Origin of the sequence: Streptomyces sp. SID5785, from assembly GCF_009870065.1 — a bacterium.
In the GTDB taxonomy this organism is placed as follows: Bacteria; Actinomycetota; Actinomycetes; order Streptomycetales; family Streptomycetaceae; genus Streptomyces.
In genome coordinates this window covers 1-582 of sequence record NZ_WWIA01000750.1, presented here as the reverse complement: position 1 = coordinate 582, position 582 = coordinate 1, and the positions used below count along the sequence as shown (strand labels likewise).

The 582-nt window shown below is 72.5% G+C and carries 1 protein-coding gene; it reads right to left on the bottom strand.

The features are described from left to right. Positions 1–39 precede the first annotated feature (39 nt). Positions 40–414, bottom strand: a complete 375-nt coding sequence (locus GTW43_RS24475; protein WP_161304194.1) for a hypothetical protein — start codon at positions 412–414, stop codon at positions 40–42. Positions 415–582: the final 168 nt, after the last annotated feature.

Here is a 582-nt window from a genome sequence, read left to right as displayed (position 1 = left end):
CGGTGGTGCGGCGCGGCGTCGCTGAGGGCGCGGCCGGGGTCAGACCTCGAGTTCGGCCTCGATCTTCCTGAGCTGGTGGCGGGCCATCGCCAGGTTGGAGCGCGAGGCGTCGAGCACCAGGTAGAGGAACAGCCCGTTCCCGCCGCGGCCCTTGAGCAGGCGGATCATGTGGTACTGGGTGCCGAGGGTGATGAGGATGTCCTCGATCTCGTCCTTGATGCCCAGGTGCTCCATGGTGCGGAGCTTGGCGCGGACGACGTCCGTGTTCCCGGCGGCGGCGACCTCCAGGTCGAAGTTCTTGGTGCCGCCGATGGTGCCGAGAGCCATGCCGCTCGTGTAGTCGACGAGTGCGGCGGCCGTGGCGCCCTCGATGCTGCTGAGCGCGTCCTTGAGGGCGGTCTCGGTGTTGGCCATGGTGCGGGTCCTCTCCTGTGTGCGGTTGCGGTTCCGGTCGCTGCGCGACGGGTGTCGTACGGGTCAGGCGGTGTCCGTGGGGGTGATCCGGGGGGTGCGGACCGGGAGGCCGGCCGCGCGGGTGCGGGCCCGGCTGCGGGCGCGGGGCGCGGGCGGCGCGGCCGCGGC

Bases quoted from the DNA above. Each gene is read 5' to 3' on its own strand.
- GTW43_RS24475 (WP_161304194.1), bottom strand. From the start codon at position 414: ATGGCCAACACCGAGACCGCCCTCAAGGACGCGCTCAGCAGCATCGAG.